Source organism: Synechococcus sp. BA-120 BA3, from assembly GCF_034931285.1.
Taxonomy (GTDB): Bacteria; Cyanobacteriota; Cyanobacteriia; order PCC-6307; family Cyanobiaceae; genus Cyanobium.
The window spans coordinates 1-2,868 of the sequence record NZ_JAYGHZ010000118.1; the positions used below are offsets into that span (position 1 = coordinate 1).

At 69.9% G+C, this 2,868-nt stretch carries 1 pseudogene; it reads right to left on the minus strand.

What is annotated here, in order from left to right:
• A pseudogene (locus VB737_RS06165) lies at positions 1–2,515 on the minus strand (hypothetical protein); the annotation flags it as partial.
• Positions 2,516–2,868: the final 353 nt, after the last annotated feature.

Consider the following 2,868-nt stretch of genomic DNA (forward strand, 5'->3'; position numbering starts at 1 on the left):
GATCGGGCGGGGCGGGGGGTGGGGCCGGCGTTGCCGCCAGGTTGCCGCCGAAGCTGACCGGCAGCAGCGGATCGCCGGTCATGGCGACACCCTCAAGGGTGAAGCCGATCGGCAGGACGATCTGGCCGGGGTCGAAGGCGCCGGTGATGCTGCGGGCCCGGATCAGGTCGAAGGGGGTGATGACCCCCACGAGCGGCGGCGACACCACCTCCAGCCCCCCGCCGAGGAGGGTGTCACCGAAGACGGAGAGCTGGTCGGCGGTGGAGAGATCGAACAGGAGCCGGCTGTTGGGCTCCAGCGTGAGGCTGCGGGCGCGCAGCTGCAGCGATCCGACCGGATCGAGCGACGCCACCGGTGCCCCCGGCAGCAGGGAGGTTCCGTTGGTGAACGTGCCCAGACCGGAGCCCACCTCGATCAGGCCGGATCCCTGGATCGTTCCTTCGTTCCGGAAGGTGGGGCCGTTCACCAGCAGCCGCGCTGAATCATTGCCCTGCAGGACGATCGACGCCCCGGGGGCGACGGACGCGCTCTGCAGGTCGAGCGTCGAGCCGGGAGCGATCAGGATCGATCCGGCGTTAGCGAGGGCCGCCAGCCGGTTGGCCCCCGTCAGCTGGAGCTGGGCCCCGCTCTCCACCGCCAGATTCGGACCATTCACCGTGGCCTGGTTGAGCGCCAGGGTCGCCCCGGTGGCGACATTGATCCGGGTGGTCTTGACAGGGGTGAAATCGGTGACGGTGCCGCGGTCGATGAGGCTGCTCTGGGCCGATGGGCCGATCTGCAGCAGCGACGTCGAGAAGGCCGTGATGTTGCGGCCTGGCCCCTGGACGTAACGCCTGGAGACATCCAGAACCGCCGGCCTGGAATCATTCAGCAGCGATAGCTGAATAGCCCCGAAACTTGTGGGGCTCCAGCTGAATTCTCCGGTGCGCACGGTGCCCGAACGCAGCATGAACGGCTCGAAGGCTCCCGTCAGCTCGATATTGCCGTCGATCCGCGAGGCCCCCTGGAAGGTGCGCAGGGTTCCGGTGTTGATGTCCACCGCGCCCTTCTGCCAGCTGATCGCTCCCACGGGCAGGGAAGGATCGGCACTTTTCTGATACCAGAGATTGACATCCAGCCGGCCGGTCGCGGAGGTGTTCGAGAAGGCCGCGGGATCCACACCTGGAACGTTGATCAGGATGTCGCCATCGGCCCGCAGCTCCAGGGTGGCGTTCGCCCCGGCCGTCTTCTCGACCGGGGCGAGAAGGGAGATGGTCCCCGACTGGGTCCCGGCGGGATCGGTCGTGTCCACGATCACCGTCTGGCCGCCATTGAGGGCGGTGTTGATCAGCCCCACGTCGATCAGCGAGGCTGAGCCCGGCACTCCCCCGCCGGACCCGCCGGGAGGGGAGCCGCCGCCGGATCCGGCGGGAACGATGGCGATGTCGCGGGGATCGATCAGCCAGGTACCGCCCCGCCCCCGCGCCGCCGACAGATCCGGGGCGGTGGAGAGCGCCAGGCTGCTGGCCGAAGTTTCGACGAAGCCGCCATCGCCACCCTGGGGACCGCCCCGGGCGCTGATGAGGCCTTGGATCTCGGCCCGCTGGCGGCCCAGGATCTCGATGCTCCCGCCCCGGCCGGCGCCGCTGGCATCGGCCCGCAGGCTGGAGTCGGCCATGGAGACCCGCTCCCCGGACAGCCGGATGCTGCCGCCGGCGGGGCCGGACACGTCCACCGTGCTGTCCTGGAGCGACACCCCCTGCCCCTGCAGGGCCACGCTGCCCCCGGGTGCCTGCAGCCGGGCTCCGCCCAGGAGCACATGGCCGCCCTGGGCATCCAGCAGCAGGCCCCCATCGACGGTGAGCAGGCCGCCGTCGATGGCCAGATCCCCCTGGGCGGAGAGGCCCAGCTGGGCCAGGGTGGCCGGATCGGTGGCGAGGCCGGCCGCTCCCAGGGCCGGGAGGCCCGCCAGAGAGGCGGCCCCGGCGGCCGTGGTGCCGAGCACGTCGAAGCGCCCCTCGCCCACCCGCAGGCTGGTGGCGGTGGTCAGGTTCAGCTGCTGGACATTGCTGAAGGTGCCCCCTCCACTGAGCCGCAGACCCCCCGGTGAGAGCCAGACCAGGTTGGCCGGTTGGCTCAGGGTGACGGACTTGTCGATGAAGCTGCCCAGGGGGTGGGTGACCCCCACCATCACGTTGCGGTGCCCAGCCACATCCAGCGTGACGCCCGTGATGCCGCCGCGGGTGTCGAAGGCGGAGAAGCGGTGAAAGAGGTTGGCCCCGGCCGAGGTGCCGCCCCGGATGGCACAGGCACCGCTGAAGCAGCTGCCGCCGAGTTGGCCATTCACCACACTGCCGAGCCCAAGGGCCCCGCCGGTGGCGGTGATCTCACCGGCGGCGGCCGGGGAGGCCAGCAGGCCCAGGAGAACCGTGAGCCCCAGCGGCGCAAAACGACGTCGCTGTTGTGTCAGCCATGCCGGACAAAACGAGCCGGCTCGGCCCAACTTACCGGCGAAAAAGTAGTCGTTGTTACTCAAGGTTGGACCCGCTCCCCGCCGTGGCGAGTAAGTTCCCAAGGCGCCGATGGCAGAACCACTTGCAGAGTCACTGGTGTCACGCGCTTCAGCGCGAATCAGGTGTTATTTAGCCTGATCTCATCGATCCATCAGCAAGCTACCAGCCTGTCTTTCTGAGCGGGAACTCGGTCCACCCTGCATGCACCTCCTTCTCGCCCAGCTGGTGGCCCCGCCGCTGCAGGATGGCCCGATCCGTCTTCCAGGCCCGCCGAGCCAGCTCGAGCGGCCCGCTCCCGCCGAACCACCGTCGGCCCCTCCGGTGGACGTCGGCCCCCTGGAGGCTCCCGCCCCCCAGCCCGAAGGCGGCGCTGACC